16 protein-coding genes, 2 tRNA genes, 2 rRNA genes and 1 other RNA gene are annotated in these 19,828 nt (G+C 47.4%); 20 read left to right on the top strand and 1 reads right to left on the bottom strand.

Annotation, left to right across the window (positions count from 1 at the left end; all coding sequences use genetic code 11):
- Positions 1 to 56 precede the first annotated feature (56 nt).
- Together MHI12_RS00580 and argS are read left to right on the top strand one after the other, a co-directional pair.
- Positions 57 to 482, top strand: a complete 426-nt coding sequence (locus MHI12_RS00580) for a DUF1934 domain-containing protein (RefSeq protein WP_017691299.1) — start codon at positions 57 to 59, stop codon at positions 480 to 482.
- The gene (gene argS / locus MHI12_RS00585; RefSeq protein WP_405171223.1) at positions 479 to 2,158 is read left to right on the top strand and encodes an arginine--tRNA ligase; all 1,680 of its coding nucleotides are present in this window, start codon (positions 479 to 481) and stop codon (positions 2,156 to 2,158) included. The genes MHI12_RS00580 and argS overlap by 4 nt, the downstream gene beginning before the upstream one ends.
- Positions 2,159 to 2,448: 290 nt before the next feature.
- Here the strand turns inward: argS and MHI12_RS00590 are convergent, their stop codons facing one another.
- Positions 2,449 to 3,603: a S8 family peptidase gene (locus tag MHI12_RS00590; protein ID WP_405171224.1), complete on the bottom strand. Its 1,155-nt coding sequence runs from the start codon at positions 3,601 to 3,603 to the stop codon at positions 2,449 to 2,451.
- A gap of 462 nt (positions 3,604 to 4,065) precedes the next feature.
- Here MHI12_RS00590 and rpoE point away from each other — a divergent pair, with 462 nt between their 5' ends.
- From rpoE to MHI12_RS00680, 18 genes are all read left to right on the top strand, one after another.
- Complete coding sequence (rpoE, locus tag MHI12_RS00595; protein ID WP_341005709.1) at positions 4,066 to 4,635, top strand: DNA-directed RNA polymerase subunit delta; 570 nt, start codon at positions 4,066 to 4,068, stop codon at positions 4,633 to 4,635.
- A gap of 452 nt (positions 4,636 to 5,087) precedes the next feature.
- Positions 5,088 to 6,692 (top strand): CTP synthase, encoded by a 1,605-nt coding sequence (locus tag MHI12_RS00600; protein WP_405171225.1) that lies wholly within the window; start codon positions 5,088 to 5,090, stop codon positions 6,690 to 6,692.
- Positions 6,693 to 6,922: 230 nt separating this feature from the next.
- Positions 6,923 to 7,309, top strand: coding sequence for a response regulator (locus MHI12_RS00605; protein ID WP_017691292.1), 387 nt, complete (start codon positions 6,923 to 6,925; stop codon positions 7,307 to 7,309).
- A gap of 260 nt (positions 7,310 to 7,569) precedes the next feature.
- Entirely contained in the window at positions 7,570 to 8,424 is an 855-nt protein-coding gene (fba, locus tag MHI12_RS00610) for a class II fructose-1,6-bisphosphate aldolase (protein WP_036607263.1), read from the top strand.
- A 147-nt stretch (positions 8,425 to 8,571) separates the two neighbouring features.
- Positions 8,572 to 9,825, top strand: coding sequence for a UDP-N-acetylglucosamine 1-carboxyvinyltransferase (locus MHI12_RS00615; RefSeq protein ID WP_036607261.1), 1,254 nt, complete (start codon positions 8,572 to 8,574; stop codon positions 9,823 to 9,825).
- A gap of 465 nt (positions 9,826 to 10,290) precedes the next feature.
- Positions 10,291 to 11,616 (top strand): transcription termination factor Rho, encoded by a 1,326-nt coding sequence (rho, locus tag MHI12_RS00620; RefSeq protein ID WP_036607258.1) that lies wholly within the window; start codon positions 10,291 to 10,293, stop codon positions 11,614 to 11,616.
- Positions 11,617 to 11,713: 97 nt separating this feature from the next.
- On the top strand, positions 11,714 to 12,988 hold the full coding sequence (locus tag MHI12_RS00625; protein ID WP_047841136.1) for a radical SAM protein: 1,275 nt from the start codon (positions 11,714 to 11,716) through the stop codon (positions 12,986 to 12,988).
- Between the two features lie 102 nt (positions 12,989 to 13,090).
- Positions 13,091 to 13,288, top strand: a complete 198-nt coding sequence (gene rpmE / locus MHI12_RS00630; protein ID WP_036607255.1) for a 50S ribosomal protein L31 — start codon at positions 13,091 to 13,093, stop codon at positions 13,286 to 13,288.
- Between the two features lie 146 nt (positions 13,289 to 13,434).
- Positions 13,435 to 13,702: signal recognition particle sRNA large type (ffs, locus tag MHI12_RS00635), an RNA gene on the top strand.
- Between the two features lie 174 nt (positions 13,703 to 13,876).
- Positions 13,877 to 15,622, top strand: coding sequence for a DNA polymerase III subunit gamma/tau (gene dnaX / locus MHI12_RS00640; RefSeq protein WP_091039188.1), 1,746 nt, complete (start codon positions 13,877 to 13,879; stop codon positions 15,620 to 15,622).
- Positions 15,623 to 15,663: 41 nt separating this feature from the next.
- The gene (locus tag MHI12_RS00645) at positions 15,664 to 15,975 is read left to right on the top strand and encodes a YbaB/EbfC family nucleoid-associated protein (RefSeq protein WP_036607248.1); all 312 of its coding nucleotides are present in this window, start codon (positions 15,664 to 15,666) and stop codon (positions 15,973 to 15,975) included.
- A 36-nt stretch (positions 15,976 to 16,011) separates the two neighbouring features.
- Positions 16,012 to 16,611 carry a recombination mediator RecR gene (recR, locus tag MHI12_RS00650; RefSeq protein ID WP_036607246.1) on the top strand — a complete coding sequence of 200 codons (600 nt, stop codon included), beginning with the start codon at positions 16,012 to 16,014 and terminating at the stop codon, positions 16,609 to 16,611.
- Between the two features lie 232 nt (positions 16,612 to 16,843).
- On the top strand, positions 16,844 to 17,071 hold the full coding sequence (locus MHI12_RS00655) for a DUF2508 family protein (RefSeq protein WP_405172909.1): 228 nt from the start codon (positions 16,844 to 16,846) through the stop codon (positions 17,069 to 17,071).
- A gap of 34 nt (positions 17,072 to 17,105) precedes the next feature.
- Positions 17,106 to 17,375 (top strand): pro-sigmaK processing inhibitor BofA family protein, encoded by a 270-nt coding sequence (locus MHI12_RS00660; protein ID WP_036607241.1) that lies wholly within the window; start codon positions 17,106 to 17,108, stop codon positions 17,373 to 17,375.
- Positions 17,376 to 17,723: 348 nt separating this feature from the next.
- Positions 17,724 to 19,276 (top strand): 16S ribosomal RNA (locus tag MHI12_RS00665).
- Between the two features lie 106 nt (positions 19,277 to 19,382).
- A 5S ribosomal RNA gene (rrf, locus tag MHI12_RS00670) occupies positions 19,383 to 19,499 on the top strand.
- A 36-nt stretch (positions 19,500 to 19,535) separates the two neighbouring features.
- Positions 19,536 to 19,612, top strand: a tRNA-Ile gene (locus MHI12_RS00675).
- Between the two features lie 22 nt (positions 19,613 to 19,634).
- Positions 19,635 to 19,710: transfer RNA gene (locus MHI12_RS00680), tRNA-Ala, on the top strand.
- Positions 19,711 to 19,828: the final 118 nt, after the last annotated feature.

Consider the following 19,828-nt stretch of genomic DNA (forward strand, 5'->3'; position numbering starts at 1 on the left):
TCTCACCAGCCGTGCCTGATTTTGCGTCGCCTCGAATATAATGGAGGTTAACATTCATGTCGAACATGCGACCGGTACACATCCGGCTGCACAGCCGTTATGAAGGTGAAGATGTGCTGCAGGAAATGCAGGGTGAAGCCGTGTTAAAAGGGTCTGTTCTTTATGTTCGTTATGAAGAACCTCAGGTTGGACCTGAGGGAGGTACAACCCGTACAACATTGAAGCTGGGCGGACAATCCATCAAGATTATACGTCATGGTGAGGTGGAATCGGAGCAGACTTTTGAATTGAATCGGAAGCTTCCTGGTTTCTACCGATCACCATACATGTCGTTTGCCCTGTCCACGCATACACAGAAGCTGGAGCTTTCTATTCAGGGATTGAGCGCACGCGCAGCGTGGAGCTACGACTTTTACCGCTTTGATGAAGAATCCGGACATTTCGCGATTAGTTTGCATATACAGGAGGAACCAATTTCATGACACGTAATCCACTAGATACGATTAACGAACGGGTAAGCACGGCCATCGGTAACGCCATTGTGGCTGCCGGAATTGTTACGCAGGAAGAATTGCCAGCCATCACATTGGAAGTGCCGCGTGAGAAGACACACGGGGACTTGGCGACCAATGCTGCCATGCAGCTGACCAAGATTGCCAAGCGCAATCCGCGTCAGATTGCTGAAGAGATCATTGCCAATCTGAATCTGGCTGAAGCAGGAATCGAGAAGGCTGAAATTGCTGGTCCAGGATTCATTAACTTCAAATTGGACAAGAGTTACCTTTACCCAGTACTTGGGCTTGTGCAGGAGCAGGGTAATGATTACGGAAGAATTAACATCGGAGAAGGACGCAAAGTCGAGATGGAGTTTGTCAGTGCCAACCCGACAGGCAGTTTGCATCTGGGTCATGCCCGTGGAGCAGCTGTAGGTGATGCACTATGTAACATCCTTGACTACGCAGGATATGATGTAACCCGTGAATACTACATTAATGATGCAGGTAATCAGGTGTTTAATCTGGCTCGTTCCATTGAAGCTCGTTATCTGCAAGAGCTGGGTCAGGATGCAGAGATGCCTGAAGACGGTTATCACGGTGAAGATATCAAAGGATTCGCCAAGCAGCTTGTTGCTGAAAAGGGTGATGAATTGCTGTCCATGCATCCGGGTGACCGTGCGGCTTATTTCCGTGACTTTGGTCTGGAGAAGGAACTGGACAAGATCAAACGTGACTTGAATCGCTTCCGTGTTAACTTTGACATCTGGTTCAGCGAAACTTCCCTGTACGACAACGGAGAAGTGCTACGAGTGCTTGATGAATTGCGTGACCGCAATGAGATCTATGAGCAAGACGGAGCAACTTGGTTGAAAACGATGCAGTACGGTGACGACAAAGAACGTGTATTGATCAAGAACGATGGCACGTATACTTACCTGACGCCAGATATTGCTTATCACCGCGACAAATATGCTCGTGGATACGACACGATGATCAACATCTGGGGTGCCGATCACCATGGATATATTCCACGGATGAAAGCGGCGATGCAAGCACTGGGTAATGACCCTGAGAAACTGGTGGTCTTGATTGCACAGATGGTGAGCTTATTCCAGAACGGTGAAAAAGTGAAGATGTCCAAGCGTACAGGTAAAGCTGTAACGATGGAAGACCTGATGGATGAAGTCGGCATTGATGCGATCCGTTACTTCTTCACAATGCGCAGCATGGACTCCCATCTGGACTTTGACATGGACCTTGCGATATCGACATCCAATGAGAATCCGGTATTCTACGTACAATACGCGCATGCACGTGTATGCAGCGTATACCGTCAGGCTGAAGAACAAGGTATTGAACTGCTGCCACTGGCACAGATTGACCTGTCCAAGCTGACAACAGAGCACGAGTATGACCTTCTCCGCAAAATGGGAGAGCTGCCTGAGGAAATCTCGGCAGCAGCAACAGGATATGCGCCTCATCGTATCATCCGTTATGTATACGAGCTGGCATCCCTGTTCCACAGCTACTACCGTGCAGAACGTGTCATTACGGAAGACGCGCAGCAAACTCAAGCACGTCTGGCACTGATCGGTGCTGTACGTACCGTTATCGCAACAGCGCTTCGTCTGGTAGGCGTAACCGCTCCTGACAAAATGTAAATTCCAGGCTCGCGGCCTATCCGCCGCTCTGCCTAAGGCAAAAAGTCTCCATGTCCACGTTGAGTGCCTTCAACGTGGTACATGGAGACTTTTTTTTGTTGTCTACCCTGAGTTGAAGAAAACGAAATGCCTGGCCCATCCAAGGCACACTAGCCTGCTCTGACATCACATTGGACGTAACCTAGGGTCTCAGTCGCTACGTAATACTCCCTCGTGCGTACTGCCTGGGCCGAGCTACTGCGTTTCGCCACGAGCCTCAATCAAGTTCTGCTGACGGCTGACCGACTGGTTCACTCCCCGCCCTCCTGCATTAGCTTCAGGGCATCAATCTCACCACCACGCACCTTGCTCTTTGATGTGGTAGTCTTGCGAGCGCGTAGCGGGATCGTAGCACGTTTGACGAGTGTCTTGATTTCACTAGGGGATAACCCCGGATGTTTGGAGAGCAGCAAGGCGATAGCGCCACTCACATGGGACGTCGCCATGGATGTACCGCTCATCTCGTGATGTTTGCCTTGTACCCAGGAGGAGACAATTTTATCACCGGGTGCATAGACATCCACATATGCGCCACGATTGCTGAAGGATGCAATACGTCTGTTTTTGTCGGTTGCTCCAACAGATATGGTCTGGGGATACCGTGCAGGGTAATCAATACTGCGGCGTTTGCCGTCATTTCCTGACGAAGCAACAATGACGATTCCGGCATGATACGCACGGTTGACAACGTCAAGAAGCGCCTTGCTGCGTGTTTTCATGCCAAAGCTCATATTGATGATATCGACCTTGTTGCGCACACACCAGTCGATGCCAAGTACAATATCGGATACATAAGCCGATCCGTTGTGGTCAAATGCTTTCACCGGATAGATCAGGGAGCGTGGAGCTACACCAATCATGCCTGCGGTACTGTTGGCAGCAGCGATGGTCCCTGCAATGTGGGTGCCGTGCCCGTTATCATCATGAGGAAGCAGGCTGCGGTTTAACAGATTGATTCCGCGTGCCAGAGAATAACGAAGATCAGGATGATGATAATCAGCACCTGTATCAATCACACCGATTTTAATCCGGTGTCCGGTAGACACAGACCATACTTTGGGCGCCCGAATCTGCTTCACTCCCCAGGGTATGCCTTGAGCATTGCTTGGTTTGCTGTGGAGTGCGGTGGCATGAAGGGAGATGGGAACGTCTGCTTCAATCGTAATTTCATCCCCATAGCGGTATAGCTCCTCCGGGCGTTGGACTGGAGCAATAATGGAACGAGCCAGTCGCGAGGAACGGACAGCCCCAAGGTCGGTGAATTCATTCCGCATTCGAGACAATTCTACGAGACAGGCCTCGTACTGCTGCGGTTTGGCAAATCGGATCAAATATCGCCCTCCCTGTTCTGGTTCAGGGCGTCGCATTCCGTCAATCAATTGATGCAATAAACCAGTATAGTCCATAATGGGCAGCCCCCTTCGGGATGAACATGCTGAGGTATTCTATGAATGCGCTCATCCCGCCGCATGGGGAACTTGCCCTTTTTTTACAAAAACACATTCTCTTCGTGTCAAAACGGGCGCAGGGACATATGATGGATGGAGAGCTAGAGGGCTCTTGCGGGGAACCTGGTGAGGAGTAATCCTCCAAGGGTATACAGTCAGAAGGCGGAGGGGACTCCGTCTTTTTTATTATGGAGTTGTCTCTTTGGCAAAAGAGGATATTCCTGTGGGTTTGATGTCACTTCACGTTTAATATGTGGACATATTGTTGCTGCTCTTCGCATTTGCGTCACATCCATACATAAAAACTTGCTTTTTAACGCTAAATAGGTTTTACTTAGGTTTGTTAATGGATATGTTATACGTAACAGTCCAGTTCGTAGGGGTTAAAAAGTGAATTTTGTGTGAGAGGAAGTGTCTGCAGTGAGTACCTCGCTCAATTTGAAAATTGATAAAGAAAAGGTAAGAGAGATCCCTTTGGTGGACCTTGCCTTTATGGTGCTGAAGGCGGCTAATACGCCGTATTACTATCGTGACTTAATGAATGAGGTAGCGAAGCAGCGCGGAATGACTGATGAAGAAATCAACGAGTTTATCGCCCAGCTATATACCGAGATTAATATCGATGGCCGTTTTGCTTGCGTCGGTACAAGTCTGTGGGGCTTGAAGCGCTGGTATCCGGTAGCTGGAACAGAAGATTCCATGACGGGTGCGAAGCGTCCGCGTATCATCAACGATGAAGACGATGATCTGGAAGATGAAGACTTCGGTGAAGAAGAAGACAGCTATAGCAGCGATGAAGACTTCGACAGCACGGATAAAGACGAAGAAGAAGACGAAGAAGAGGAAGAAGAAGACGACATCTTTGACGAAGAAGACAGCGAAGAAGAAGTGCTGGTTGAAGATGACGATCTGGAAGATGAAGACCTCGAAGAAGACGAAGAAGAGTCCGAAAACGAGGATGAATTTGACGACGATTCTGATAATCGGTAGTCATTTTTGACGTCTATAATTTACCCGTTTCCCCGGAATAGTCAGCCTTGACAGCAGACGGGGTAACGGGTAAACTATTGCATGGGCTTATGAATGAGCGACAATATATTTATGTTTTTTATAGAAGGTGCCCCGTCCTGCGGGAGTACTTTTTTTTGTATTTTTAGAGGCATAATTTTGCAAAATGATTTTTTTCCGTATGCTCCCGGCCAACATTTCGTGGCCCGTTTTTGTATATCAAAAACACCAAATGGAATGAAGGCCATCGGAATATTTGCACCATTTTTTGCTGTAGAACAACGTGTATTTAAACCGTCTTCGCAGAAAGAGCAGTTCGCAGATGCAGGGAATTTCTGCCATTGCTCTTTTTAACGATGATTACCTGGGAAACAGGTTACGATAACACCATATATCGCCTGAATTTCTGTACTTATATTAGGAGGGTAATAACAGTGACAAAGTATATTTTCGTGACGGGCGGAGTTGTGTCCTCCCTGGGCAAAGGGATTACGGCTGCTTCTCTGGGCAGATTGCTGAAAAACAGAGGGCTTAAGGTAACGATCCAGAAATTTGATCCATATATTAACATCGACCCGGGAACAATGAGTCCTTATCAGCACGGCGAGGTTTTTGTAACGGATGATGGCGCGGAAACGGATCTGGACCTTGGCCACTATGAACGTTTTATTGACATCAATCTCTCCAAAAACAGCAACGTCACGACTGGTAAAGTATACTCTTCCGTCATCAGCAAAGAGCGGCGCGGGGAATATCTGGGCGGAACGGTACAAGTTATCCCACACATTACGAACGAGATCAAAGAGCGCGTATTCCGCGCTGGACGTGAAGCGGGTTCGGATGTGGTTATTACGGAAATTGGTGGAACAGTGGGCGACATTGAGAGTTTGCCTTTCCTGGAAGCTATCCGTCAAATCAAGAGTGATGTAGGTCGCGACAATGTGATGTACATCCACGTAACACTTATTCCTTATATCAAAGCAGCTGGTGAAGTGAAAACAAAACCAACGCAACATAGTGTTAAGGAATTACGCAGCATCGGTATTCAACCGAATGTGATTGTATGCCGTACGGAGTATGAATTGTCTAAAGACATGAAAGCCAAGATCGCTCTCTTCTGCGACATTGATGAGAATGCTGTGGTTGAATGTCGTGATGCAGACACGTTGTATCAAGTACCTCTGAACCTGCGTGAAGAAGGCTTGGATGAGATCGTGGTAAATCACCTGAAACTGACTACTCCTGCACCGGATATGAGCGAGTGGGAAGGGCTGGTTGACCGGATCAACAAGTTGGAGCATACAGTTGAGATCGCTATTGTTGGTAAATATGTAGCGTTGCATGATGCATACCTGAGTGTTGTTGAGTCGTTGTCTCATGCAGGATTTGCATCCAATGCTGATGTGAAAATTCGCTGGGTTCCTTCTGAAGATATTACGGATGAGAATGTAGGCGACCTGTTACATGGTATTGGGGGTATCCTTGTCCCTGGCGGATTCGGAGATCGTGGTATTGAAGGTAAAGTATCGGCAATCCGTTATGCTCGTGAGCAACAAATTCCGTTCTTCGGTATTTGCTTGGGTATGCAGGTTTCCGTTATTGAGTATGCACGTTCCATCGTTGGTTTGAATGGTGCGAACAGTTCCGAGATTAACCCGGCTACGGAATTCCCGGTGATCGATCTGTTGCCTGAGCAAAAAGATATCGAGAATCTGGGTGGCACGATGCGTCTGGGTCTGTATCCTTGTAAGCTTCAGGAAGGTTCTTTGGCGATGGCTTGTTATGATGACGAGCTGGTGTATGAGAGACACCGTCACCGGTATGAGTTCAACAATGAATACCGTGAAACGATCGAAAAAGCAGGACTGGTTATCTCGGGTACATCCCCGGATGGACGTCTGGTTGAGATCGTGGAACTTCCAGGACACCCATGGTTCCTGGCGGTACAATTCCATCCGGAATTCACTTCCCGTCCGAACCGTCCGCAACCATTGTTCCGTGAGTTTGTAAAAGCTTCTCTGGAGAATGCGCAGAAGTAATACATGGTTTTATTGTTTTAACGTAATAGATATTGGGGATGTTCCTGGCAACCATAGCGGATGCCGGAACGTCCTTTTTTTGCGTAAAGAGCAGGTGGGAATGCTTTTTTGTCATTTTGTGAAGGTAGCAGGATTTTAATGGAAGAGGTAGAATACTTATCATGACGACTATGGGATAGTTATCCAGATTCGAAGATGTGCATGCTTTCCTAATTCTAGGAGGTTACAGAGTGGAAGATAAAAAAGTTTTGATTGTTGATGACCAGAATGGTATTCGAATCCTGTTAATGGAAGTGTTCAGCAGTGAGGGGTATAACACGTTTCAAGCACCCAACGGCAAGGTTGCTCTGGAGATTGTGAATAATGACAAGCCTGACCTGGTATTGCTCGATATGAAGATTCCTGGGATGGACGGTCTGGAAATCTTGAAGCATATTAAAGAAATTGATCCGGGTATCAAGGTGATCATGATGACTGCTTATGGTGAACTGGACATGATTAAGGAAGCCACGGATCTCGGAGCGCTCATGCACTTTACGAAACCGTTTGATATCGACGAGATGCGAGTGGCTGTGAATATGCAACTTCGCAACGGTACCGCCAATAAATGCAGCTGAATCCTGTTGATACAGGATTTTTTTGCGTGTGGAGAACATAGAAGGTACTTGGTGGGAAAATGAGGTATTTCACTCCTTCATCCGGGGAATATTGGAAATGGGGAAGTTAGAAAGCGGTGTCTATGAAAACTGTGCTGCAAAGCACAGCATTTTTGCAAATGCTTGTTTAGTATTTGACATGGGATGTGGTATAATAAGCCCGTATGTGATTTCGGCTAAAAACCATAGACACAACCCAAACCCCTAGGAGGATTGAAACCATGCCATTAGTATCTATGACAGACATGTTGAACAAAGCACTTGAAGGAAAATATGCAGTTGGTCAATACAACATCAATAACCTTGAGTGGACTCAAGCGATTCTTGGTGCTGCTGAAGAAGAGAAATCCCCAGTAATCTTGGGTGTATCCGAAGGCGCAGCACGTCACATTGGTGGCTTCTACACTGTAGTTAAAATGGTAGAAGGACTCATTCACGACATGAAAATCACTGTTCCAGTTGCAATTCACCTGGACCACGGTTCAAGCTTCGACAAGTGTAAAGAAGCGATCGACGCTGGATTCACATCCGTAATGATCGACGGTTCCCACCACTCTATCGATGAGAACATCGAAATGACTAAAAAAGTTGTTGAATATGCACACGCTAAAGGCGTTTCTGTAGAAGCTGAAGTAGGTACTGTAGGCGGACAAGAAGACGACGTTATCGGCGGTATCATGTACGCTGACCTGAACGAGTGTATCCGTATCGTTAAAGAAACAGGTATCGATACATTGGCACCAGCTCTTGGTTCCGTACACGGTCCTTACCATGGCGAGCCTAACTTGGGCTTTAAAGAAATGGAAGAAGTTCGTGACGCGGTACAAGTTCCACTCGTATTGCACGGTGGTACAGGTATTCCTAAACACGACATCGACAAAGCCATTTCCCTGGGTACGTCCAAAATCAACGTAAACACAGAGAACCAAATTGCTTTTGCAAGAGTGGTTCGTGAAGTGCTTGCAGCTAAACCAGACGCTTACGATCCACGTACATTCATCGTACCAGGCCGTGAAGCAATTAAAGAAACCGTTAAAGGTAAAATCCGCGAGTTTGGTTCTAACAACAAAGCGTAATTTATCTTTACCAGTTCCATACTGTGAAATGGAAAAACACCGCCTAGCCGGTGTCTTTCCATTTTCACACCTTATTTCTACATCGGAAGCCAACAGCACGTATTGCCGTTCATCGGCTGCAAAACACGTAGGGGGACATTAAGCTTTATGGAAAAATTGATGATTAGTGGCGGACGTCCGTTACAGGGAACTGTAACTATAAGCGGCGCCAAGAACAGCGCCATTGCGCTTATTCCTGCAGCATTGCTTGCCGAGTCAGAAGTCGTGTTGGACAACCTGCCGCTTTTGAGTGACGTGGCGGTTTATGCAGAAATTTTGGAGGAACTCGGAGCACATGTGACTTGGGAAGGCAGTCAGATGAAGATTGACCCTTCTGACATCAAATCCATTCCTATGCCGAATGGTCCCGTGAAGAAGCTTCGTGCTTCGTATTATATGATGGGTGCATTGCTAGGGCGTTTCAAAGAAGCGACCATAGGTTTACCAGGGGGCTGTAATTTTGAGCCTCGTCCAATTGATCAACATATCAAAGGGTTTGAAGCGCTTGGCGCAACCGTAACAAACGAACATGGCTCCATTCATTTGCATGCTAAAGAGCTGCGCGGAGCAAAAATCTATCTTGATGTAAGCAGTGTCGGCGCAACCATTAATATCATGCTGGCGGCTACTCGTGCCAAAGGCTCTACAATTATCGAAAACGCGGCTAAAGAGCCTGAGATTATAGATGTAGCAACACTTCTGAATTCCATGGGTGCCAGCATCAAGGGTGCAGGTACCGAAACGATCCGTATTGAAGGGGTCTCGGAGCTTAAAGGCTGCCGTCATTCCATCATTCCGGACCGTATCCAAGCAGGTACGTATATGATCGCTGCAGCGGCGACGCGCGGAGATGTTCTGATTGACAATGTGATTCCCAAACATCTGGAAGCTTTAACGGCAAAGCTGCTGGAAATGGGTGTTGGCATTGAGGAATTGGATGAAAGTATACGTGTCATTGGTAAACCAAGCTATAACCATGTGGACGTGAAAGCACTTGTATATCCTGGTTTCCCAACGGATCTACAGTCACCCATGACCAGTGTTTTGACACAGGCAACCGGTGTGAGCGTCCTGAGCGACTTTGTATACAGTAATCGATTCAAGCATGTGCCTGAGTTGGTGCGGATGGGTGCAAAGATTCGAGTAGAAGGACGGTCAGCGATTATTGAAGGCAGTGCATTAAACGCGGCCAAAGTAAAAGCATCCGATCTTCGCGCTGGAGCAGCGCTGGTGATTGCAGGTCTCACCGTCAGTGAAGGTGTGACTGAAGTAACGGGGGTCGAATATATCGACCGCGGTTATGATCATCTGGTGACTAATCTGCGCCTGCTCGGTGCAGATGTATGGCGGGAAACTGATTAATAGGAAGCATTATGCATGATTCAGTCCTACACATGTTTATTTTAACTGAACTGCATATCTTTTTGATGATTAGGTAAACCTGTTTTAATAGAGTTCTCAGTCTCTCCGGCATAAGACGAAATGTTTCTGTTTCCTTTACCGGAGGGTCTTTTTTTGAAATAAACTTCATATGGCTGTAAGAACATCATTTCTCATCCCCAACCCCCGGTTTTGTTTGAACTGCGCTCCATAGCCGGTCTATCCGGATTGATCGCCTCAATGCATCGTTCACTCAATAGCGGATCTTGCCGAATGTTGGCCATCCCACCCGGAAACTTACACTCAAAGACAAGTATTTGCATTATAACGGTTACATTCCGTACAATGGACAGAAGAGATTGTGGCAGATGCTGCGCTCTATAGCCGGAACATCTAGCGAAACTATCCATTTCACACGGACTTATTAATTGAATAGGTGGTTATTATATGGATCTACAAATTTCCGATTTGGAAGAAATGAAACTAACGGACCTCTACAAACTGGCCAAAAAATATCAGATACCTTACTATGGTACGTTAAAAAAGAAAGAATTAATCTTTGCTATACTACGTGCACAAGCTGAACAGAGCGGCCTGATGTTCATGCAAGGCGTACTCGAGATTTTACCTGAAGGTTACGGATTCTTAAGACCTATCAACTACTTGCCAAGTACGGAAGACATCTACATCTCAGCTTCTCAGATTCGCAAGTTTGACCTAAGAACAGGTGACCTCGTATCAGGTAAGTGTAGAACGCCTAAGGAAAACGAGAGATACTTCGGTTTGTTGCAAGTCAACGCTGTAAATGGTGAGAATCCATCGGCGGCTGCAGAGCGACTTCACTTCCCGGCACTAACCCCACTGTATCCGCAGAAAAAACTGGTTCTCGAAACATCCCCCAACCATTTGTCCACACGCATTATGGATGTGCTCGCCCCGGTAGGATTGGGACAGCGCGGATTGATCGTAGCACCTCCCAAAGCGGGTAAAACGCTTCTCCTCAAAGAAATTGCCAACAGCATCTCAACTAACAATCCTGAAATTGAACTGTTTGTCCTGTTGATTGATGAACGTCCAGAGGAAGTAACGGATATGTCGCGTTCGGTAAAAGGGGAAGTTGTGGCTTCGACATTTGATGAACTGCCTGAGAATCATATCAAGGTGGCGGAATTGGTGCTTGAGCGTGCGCTTCGTCTGGTTGAGGCCAAAAAAGATGTTGTTATCCTGCTGGATAGCATTACGCGTCTTGCCCGTGCATATAACCTGGTTATTCCACCATCCGGTCGTACACTTAGTGGTGGTATTGATCCAGCTGCGTTCCATCGTCCGAAACGTTTCTTCGGTTCTGCCCGGAATGTGGAAGAAGGCGGAAGCTTGACCATCCTAGCAACGGCATTAATTGATACCGGTTCACGTATGGATGACGTCATTTATGAAGAGTTTAAGGGTACAGGTAATATGGAGCTGCATCTGGACCGTCGTCTGGCAGAGCGCCGCATATTCCCGGCGATCGACATTCGTCGTTCGGGTACACGTCGTGAAGAAGTGTTGCTTAGCAAGGAAGAGTTGGATACAATCTGGGCAATTCGTAAAAACATGAATGATTCCCATGACTTTGTTGAAGGATTCCTGAAAAAACTTCGTAACAGTAAGACAAATGCAGAGTTTTTGGCGGCATTTGATTCGGCTGGTAATAGCCCGACAAGCAATTCGGGTACAACAACAACCCGTCGCTCACCTAGACAGACAGCAACGTCAGGTACATCGACGTAAGCGTCGTTTGACTAATCACTTTCTTTTTGCAGCATTGCTGTAAATGTTACAATACACTCGTCGTTAGGTTTAACCCATTAGATGTGAGGAGAACATCATGTATTTAGTATACGCAGATGAAAAAGGTAATGTATTTGATCATCCTTCCCTGTACGGGCTTGCCCGCAGTGGAGATATGATCGTTGAGATTATGGAAGATGAACTCATCCCTTTGCCAGAGGGTGCAACGTTGGTTGGACTCCCGAGCACCCGGCCCATTGGTATGGACCCGGATACCGGTGAGATGCTGCCAATGCCAACGGACACACAGGCTGTAGGTGCTTTGCTTCCACAGGGATTCACTCGTTTGTGTCTCCCTGGATACGTGAAGACGGATAAGGAGTATAAGTTGCCTTTGTTCGGTTATTCCGCAGTAGTCTGGAAAGATGGCGGTTTCTATGTCACCGCTTCGAAGTCGGATAGTCCTGAAAAATGGAATCCACTCAACTGTGATCGTGACGATGTACGTTCCGGGGTCAAACGATTGACGGAGCAATACCCCGAGAACCGTCTTTACACCCATCTATCCAACTGTGCGCTTGGATATGAATGTCTAACTTCATCAAACACGTTCCTGAATCGTTGGGAAGGTGGAGTGCCGGTATCCTATTCTTGCAATGCGGGCTGTTTCGGGTGTATCTCCGAGCAACCGGATGATAGCGGTTTTGTTTCCCCGCAGACACGTATGAACTTCCGACCACGTGTGGATGAGATTGTGGAGGTTATGCTAGAACACTTGAAGACGCCGGAGTCCATCATTAGTTTTGGACAAGGTTGTGAAGGGGAGCCTTCCACGCAGGCCAAGCTGATTATTGAAGCGATTCGCGAAGTGCGTTCCGTAACGGACATGGGGTATATCAACATTAATACCAATGCCGGTCTGAATGATCACATTAGAGGTATTGTAGATGCTGGATTGGATCTGATGCGCGTAAGTACAATTAGTGCACTGGATGACCATTATAACGCCTACTATAAACCACGTGGTTATACCTTAGCCAATGTTGAGAAGTCGATGAAATACGCAGCGCAGCAGGGTGTATACACGTCCATTAACTATCTGATCTTCCCAGGCGTAACAGATCGTGAAGAAGAGATTGAGGCGATGATTGAGTTTGCGAGAAGAACCGATCTACGCTTGATTCAGATGCGTAATCTCAATATTGATCCAGAGAGCTATCTGGAACTAATCCCTCCTGCTCAAGGTGATATCTTGGGCATGAAGCAGATGATTGAGATTTTTGAAGACGAGTTGCCTGGTGTTGTGATCGGATCGTATACCCATGTTCCACCCGCTGGAATGGCACGTCCAAAACGGTTGATTACCTCTTAACAATAATGGATTGCAACAGGCACAAGGTCGTGTTATAATCTCAGGGTTGTGCCATTTACTCTGGGTCCGCTTGAGGCTCAGGGCGGAAAGAGGTGAAAGGTAATGAAAGAAGCAATTCATCCTAATTACACGATTGGTCAAGTATCTTGCGCTTGCGGGAATACTTTTGAGACAGGTTCGGTTAAAGACGGACTTCGTGTAGAGATTTGCTCCGCGTGCCACCCGTTCTTCACAGGTAAACAGAAGTTTATCGATGCTGGCGGCCGTGTTGATCGTTTCAAAAAGAAATACGGAATCTAATTGGACAATTCTTGGAGTTGTCTGCTAATTGCATCCAACACACCCCTGCTGATCTGGCAGGGGTTTTTATATGTTATATGTAAGCAAAGTCGCATTCACGTTCCTCTGGTTGCAATTTGGATAACCTTACGTTATACTATTTCTTACCGTGCTAGATGGGGAGGTAGCGGTGCCCTGTAACTCGCAATCCGCTATAGCGAGGTTGAATTCCTGCTAGAGGTTTTGCCGATGTGAGGTTTGGTCCCTAAACGTGGTGTTGACGGTTGGGTCCTCCGCAATGAGTACTCATGAACCTGGTCAGGTCCGGAAGGAAGCAGCCATAAGTGAGATCACTCTTGTGCCGGAGGGTTGCCTAGCCCGAGCTATTGTTCAGGGGTGCCACTTGGATCGCAAATATCGATAGCAGGTGCACGGCTTACCTTTTAAATGTAGAGACCTTTGCAGTTGTATGTATGCAGAGGTCTTTTTGATATGTCTTAATAAACCACGCATGAATGAGTCAGATAAAGTTTGGATTCACCCTAGAATATAGTATAATAGGGGAACGACAAAGGACTCGAATGCGAAGTGGAAGGAAGGTAACGCATCATGGAGCATATCGCGTTATACCGGGCTTGGCGTCCCCAGTCGTTTCAAGATATGGTGGGGCAACAGCATATTATTCAGACCTTGCAGAACGCGATTCGTGAACAGCGGACTTCCCATGCCTACTTATTTAGCGGGCCCAGAGGAACGGGAAAGACAAGTGCCGCCAAGATTTTGGCCAAAGCTGTGAACTGCGAACGTGGACCTGCGCCTGAACCTTGTAACGAGTGTGAAGCTTGCCGCAGAATTACGACTGGCGCTGTAATGGATGTGCAAGAGATTGATGCTGCATCCAATCGGGGCGTTGAAGAAATCCGTGATCTTCGGGAAAAGGTTAAATATGCGCCAACCGAAGTCCGGCAGAAAGTCTATATTATTGATGAAGTGCACATGCTGACAACGGAGGCATTCAATGCTTTGCTCAAAACATTGGAAGAGCCACCACCACATGTGATGTTTATTTTGGCAACAACGGAACCGCACCGCCTTCCGGCTACTATTATATCGCGCTGTCAGCGATTTGATTTTCGCCGGGTATCCCTGGAAGAGCAGACAGCAAGACTTACACTGATCTGTGAACAGGAAGGTATGGAAGCTGACCAGGATGCGCTCCAATACATTGCCCGTTTATCGGACGGTGGAATGAGGGATGCGCTTAGTGTGCTGGATCAGATCTCTTCATTTACGGATGGACGAGTAACGTACCAGCAGGTTATGGACATGACGGGTGGAATTGCTTCAGAGCAATTTGCCAAACTGGCTGCTTCGCTGCTCAAAGGTGATGTTGGTCATATTTTGCAGATGATTGAAGGTTTCATGCATGAAGGAAAGAGTGCAGACAAGTGCATGGAGAATTTACTGTATTATTTCCGTGATTTGCTTATGATTAAGATGGTACCTGATGCAGATAAACTGACGGACCGGGTACTTAATCCGGAGTCTTTCCGTGATATGGCGGAGTCATTCACCAGGGAACAACTATTCCACATGATCGACACCCTTAATCGGTACCAGAGTGAAATGAAATATGCAGTACAACCACAGACATTATTTGAAGTTGCATTGCTTAAACTGTGTAGTATTCCAGCTCAAGGTGAGGCTTCTGTTCAGGTGGGAGCTTCAGCTCATGCAGCACCTGCTGATGGGGGAGAGATCAACCGCTTGAAGCAGCAGCTTGCTGAGTTGGAGAAGAAGTTGGATCGTGCACTAAAAAGTGGGTTGTCTGGTGGAGAAGGTGCATCGAGCGCTCCATCGCGTCCGGCAACAAGAGCTCCTGTATCGAGAGGCAACTCGCCTGCGAAGCTTCCTGCACAGTTGGATCAGTATGTTGCGCGAAAGGGAGCCCCTGAGTTCGCGGAGATCAGCAAAAAATGGAGCCAGATCCTGCAACGAGTGAAGGAAGAGAGGGTTACCGTTCACGCCTGGTTTGTGGATGGTGAGCCGGTATCATTGCTTGAAGACAATGTTTTGGTTGCTTTTAAAAACAACATTCACCGTGAAACAACGGAGAAGCAGGCTAACCGTGAAGTCATTGAGCGGGTGTTGTCCGAACAGCTTGGGCGTCCTGCACGATTGGTGACGATGATGCTCAAAGATTGGACCGGAGCAATGGAGGGAGCTTCTGAAGCGCCAAAGGAGGACTTTAAGCTTGAACCTGAGCATGAAGACGGCGGTTCAGGCAACAAACAGCCTTGGATTGATGAAGCCATCCAGCTCTTTGGTGAGGACCTTGTAGTGATCAAAGAATAATGCGCATAGCGCGATAACCATAACAAAGGAGATGAACAATTATGAACAACATGAACCAAATGATGAAACAAGTGAAGAAAATGCAGGAGCAAATGCTGAAAGCACAAGAGGAACTGGCGGACAAAACAGTCCAAGGTACTTCTGGTGGCGGTGTAGTGACGGCTGAAGTTAACGGACACAAGAAATTGCTTGCTATCACGATCAAACCTGAAGCGGTAGATCCGGAAGATGTTGAAATGTTGCAGGATCTCGTTATGACAGCTGTTAACGATGCAATGGCCAAAGCCGATGAGATTGCCAACAAGGATATGGGCAAGTTCACAGGCGGCATGAATATTCCGGGATTATTTTAATTAAAAAATTGATCCTGTCAAAGGAGACACAATCGATTGTATTATCCCGAACCAATAGCCAAGCTGATTGATGCCTTCACCCGGTTGCCGGGTGTGGGTCCCAAGACGGCAGCGCGTTTAGCTTTTCATGTGCTTAACATGAAGGAAGATGACGTTATCGATTTTGCCAAAGCGCTCGTAAGTGTGAAGCGTAATCTTCATTATTGTTCTGTATGTTGTAATATCACAGATACGGACCCGTGTCGCATCTGTCAGGATAAGTCCAGGGATGTCTCTGTAATCTGTGTAGTTCAGGATTCGAAAGATCTGGTGGCCATGGAGCGCACCAAGGAATTCGATGGGTACTATCATGTGTTACAGGGCGCGATTTCACCTATGGAGGGAATTGGCCCAGACGATATTCGTTTGAAGGAACTCCTGGTTCGATTAAGTGATGAACGTATAAAAGAGATCATCTTGGCAACGAACCCCAACATTGAGGGTGAGGCTACAGCGATGTACATCTCCCGCTTGGTGCGTCCGTTTGAGATCAGTGTGACTCGTATTGCGCATGGATTGCCTGTAGGTGGCGATCTTGAGTATGCGGATGAAGTTACCCTTTCCAAAGCGTTGGAAGGGCGCAGGGAGATGCGTTAGTGTGATCAATTTGTATTACGCAGCGGATTTCCTTGGAAACTTCGGATGCTAAATAAGTTTCGATATGCAAAGAGAGCCTTAGGGCTCTCTTTTTTTATGGAGAAAATGAATGCCCGAGTTCTAAGTTTGTCCTTTCCCTGATAAGTATGAGAATATGCTGTGCTGATCAGGAGGGGGAGAGATTATGTTTTTGTGGCGAAATACACGGAACTCGGTAGAGAAACACAACAGAATGTTGAAGGAACTTGAGGCGGATCAGATCTATGCAGATATTCAGATGGCTAAGCAGGAATGGGAACGGGCTATGAGACAGTTTGAAGATGCACAGGGGCAGGATGAGATTGATTATGCTATTTATGTATTGGAGGCAGCTGAGCGGAAGTACCAGATCCACTTGAGAAGAGCAAAGCGAGCCAGAGCTAATGATGATGTTACATCACAGCAAGGGGTTAGTATGTAGAGTCACGTTTACATTAAACACGGAGGTGTAACATATGAAGAGTATCATACTGGGGAGTGTATTGGTTATATCGTTACTGGGGCTTATCGTTATTTTATTCAGAAAGCGGATAGGGTTATCGTTTTTCACGTCATTTGGAATTCATCTGGTGCTGGCTGCAGTGGGGATATATATCGTGAATTATTCCGGCTGGATTACAGGAACCTACATCCCGCTGAACCCTGCAACGATAGGGACTGTAACTGTTTTGGGATTGCCAGGTGTGGGGCTATTATTAGGGCTGAAAATTTCTTTGTTCGGATAGTTGACTCGCAGGATATTTATATGGTACATTATATCTCGTTGCTTTGCTTGCTTGGTTAGATGTTTTAGATGAAATGAAGGAGTTCATTACGAACTTTGAAAAAGAATTTCAAAAAAACACTTGACCAAAACAAACGAAGTATGATATATTATAAAAGTCGCCGCTGAGAGAAAATGGTGACGAAAAAACGAGTTTGATCTTTGAAAACTGAACAACGAGTGAGTAAACATTCTGCTTGCAGAATGAACGCGAAAGTTTGAGACAAGCCTTGGCTTGAATCGACTGGAGCACAAATGAGATTTTTAATCTCGTCAGATTCAAAATGAGCTTATCGCTCTTTTCAATACTTTATTGGAGAGTTTGATCCTGGCTCAGGACGAACGCTGGCGGCATGCCTAATACATGCAAGTCGAGCGGACTTGAAGAGAAGCTTGCTTCTCTGATGGTTAGCGGCGGACGGGTGAGTAACACGTAGGCAACCTGCCCTCAAGTTTGGGACAACTACCGGAAACGGTAGCTAATACCGAATAGTTGTTTTCTTCGCCTGAAGGAAACTGGAAAGACGGAGCAATCTGTCACTTGGGGATGGGCCTGCGGCGCATTAGCTAGTTGGTGAGGTAACGGCTCACCAAGGCGACGATGCGTAGCCGACCTGAGAGGGTGATCGGCCACACTGGGACTGAGACACGGCCCAGACTCCTACGGGAGGCAGCAGTAGGGAATCTTCCGCAATGGGCGAAAGCCTGACGGAGCAATGCCGCGTGAGTGATGAAGGTTTTCGGATCGTAAAGCTCTGTTGCCAGGGAAGAACGCTTGGGAGAGTAACTGCTCTCAAGGTGACGGTACCTGAGAAGAAAGCCCCGGCTAACTACGTGCCAGCAGCCGCGGTAATACGTAGGGGGCAAGCGTTGTCCGGAATTATTGGGCGTAAAGCGCGCGCAGGCGGTCATTTAAGTCTGGTGTTTAATCCCGGGGCTCAACCCCGGATCGCACTGGAAACTGGGTGACTTGAGTGCAGAAGAGGAGAGTGGAATTCCACGTGTAGCGGTGAAATGCGTAGATATGTGGAGGAACACCAGTGGCGAAGGCGACTCTCTGGGCTGTAACTGACGCTGAGGCGCGAAAGCGTGGGGAGCAAACAGGATTAGATACCCTGGTAGTCCACGCCGTAAACGATGAGTGCTAGGTGTTAGGGGTTTCGATACCCTTGGTGCCGAAGTTAACACATTAAGCACTCCGCCTGGGGAGTACGGTCGCAAGACTGAAACTCAAAGGAATTGACGGGGACCCGCACAAGCAGTGGAGTATGTGGTTTAATTCGAAGCAACGCGAAGAACCTTACCAGGTCTTGACATCCCTCTGATCGATGCAGAGATGTATCTTTCCTTCGGGACAGAGGAGACAGGTGGTGCATGGTTGTCGTCAGCTCGTGTCGTGAGATGTTGGGTTAAGTCCCGCAACGAGCGCAACCCTTATATTTAGTTGCCAGCACTTCGGGTGGGCACTCTAGATAGACTGCCGGTGACAAACCGGAGGAAGGTGGGGATGACGTCAAATCATCATGCCCCTTATGACCTGGGCTACACACGTACTACAATGGCCGGTACAACGGGCTGCGAAATCGCGAGATGGAGCCAATCCCAACAAAGCCGGTCTCAGTTCGGATTGCAGGCTGCAACTCGCCTGCATGAAGTCGGAATTGCTAGTAATCGCGGATCAGCATGCCGCGGTGAATACGTTCCCGGGTCTTGTACACACCGCCCGTCACACCACGAGAGTTTATAACACCCGAAGTCGGTGGGGTAACCGCAAGGAGCCAGCCGCCGAAGGTGGGATAGATGATTGGGGTGAAGTCGTAACAAGGTAGCCGTATCGGAAGGTGCGGCTGGATCACCTCCTTTCTATGGAGAATCGTTTCCTGCAACGGAAACATTCAAATACAAAATCTAGCCAGGTCGGCTAGTTACTCACTCGTTGCTCAGTTTTGAGAGCTCAAACTCTCAAACGTTTGGTGGCGATAGCGAAGGGGTTCCACACGTTCCCATCCCGAACACGACCGTTAAGCCCTTCAGCGTCAATGGTACTTGGACCGCAGGGTCCTGGGAGAGTAGAACGCCGCCAAGCGTAACCCATTTTGGGTTCAAATAGTATATATATTGTGGGCCCTTAGCTCAGTTGGTTAGAGCGCACCTCTGATAAGGGTGAGGCCGGTGGTTCGAGTCCACCAGGGCCCACCATCTATACCTTTAAACTTTATATGGGGCCATAGCTCAGCTGGGAGAGCGCCTGCCTTGCAAGCAGGAGGTCAGCGGTTCGATCCCGCTTGGCTCCACCAAAAATGTTTTACAAGTTTGTTCTTTGAAAACTAGATATCGAAACGAAACAAACGCGAATTAGAACATTCCTTTAAGCTGATCTTGTGTAAACAAGTGAAGTGTTTATAAAGGTAGTTA

It is taken from the genome of Paenibacillus sp. FSL H8-0280, assembly GCF_045040665.1.
Lineage (GTDB): Bacteria > Bacillota > Bacilli > Paenibacillales > Paenibacillaceae > Paenibacillus > Paenibacillus xylanexedens_A.